The organism is Streptomyces sp. P5F9 (genome assembly GCF_057961495.1).
Genome location: NZ_JBXVPZ010000945.1, coordinates 1 through 1,184 on the forward strand (window position 1 = coordinate 1; position 1,184 = coordinate 1,184).

1 protein-coding gene is annotated in these 1,184 nt (G+C 74.9%); it reads left to right on the forward strand.

All coding sequences use genetic code 11. The annotated features are described in order from the left end of the window. A partial coding sequence (locus AC31A1_RS51685; RefSeq protein ID WP_489659955.1) for a CHAT domain-containing protein occupies nucleotides 1-1,168 on the forward strand: 1,168 nt, incomplete at its 5' end. Nucleotides 1,169-1,184 lie beyond the last annotated feature (16 nt).

A 1,184-nucleotide genomic window follows, 5' to 3' on the forward strand; every position in this document is an offset into this window, starting at 1 on the left:
CCCCACCAGGCCCCCCGCCGACCCGACCCTGCTCAGCCATTTGACGGCGTTCCGCGAGATCGCCGCCCGCGCGGAGGAGGCCCGCATGGAGGGCCACCCGGTACCAACCCTGGAACGCGAACAGCGGCGCCTGGAACGGGAGATCCGCTCCCGCACCCTCCACATGCGCGGCGACGCCCCCGGCGAGGGCGACCGCTTCGACCCGACTCGCCTGCTGGCACGCCTCGGTGAGGGACGGCTGGTCGAACTGGCCGTGGTGGACGGCCGGGTGCACGCCCTGCTCTGCGGGGAGGGCCGGGTACGCCGCTTCGAGGCGGGCCTCCTCGCGGAGGCGATGGCCGAGGCAGAACACGTACAGGCGGGTCTACGGCGCCTGGCGCACCCCGGAGCGGAGGCGAGGCTCCCGGTGGTGGAGGCGGCGGGCCGACGCCTTGAGGAACTCCTCCTCGGCGAGGCGGCCGGGCACCTGGGCTCCGGCCCGGTGGTGGTGGTCCCGCCGGGCCGACTCCACCGCGTGCCGTGGGCGTTGCTGCCCTCACTGCGTGATCGCGTGCTCAGCGTGTCGCCGTCGGCGGGCAGCTGGCTGCGCGCCCTGGACACCGAACCGCCGCCCGGCGACCGGCACGTCCTGGTGCGCGGCCCGGGCCTCGCGACCGGCGGCGCCGAGGTCCCGGACCTCGCCGACGGCTATGTCAGGCCCACGGTCCTGGAGCACGACGACGCCGAAGTCCCCCGCGTGCTGGCCGAGTTGGACGGCGCGACCCTGGCCCACATCGCGGCCCACGGCACGTTCCGCGCGGACAGCCCCCTGTTCTCGTCCCTCCGCATGGCCGACGGCCCGCTCATCGTCCACGACTTCGAACGCCTCGCCCGCAGCCCGTACCGCATCATCCTCTCCAGCTGCGACACGGCCCGCCTCGCGTCAGTCGGCGCGGACGAACTCCTCGGCCTGGTCACGGCGTTGCTCCCCCTGGGCACGGCAGGCGTGATCGCGAGCAGCGCCCCCGTCAACGACTCGGCGGTCGTCCCCCTGATGCTCGCCCTCCACAAGGGCCTGCGCGCCGGCCTGTCCTTGGCGGAAGCCCTGCGCGATGCACGGGCGTCGCTGCCAGGGGATGCGGTGCATCAGGCGACGGGCTGGGCGTTCTCGGCGTTCGGGGCGGCTTGAGGGAGCGGGGGGAGAG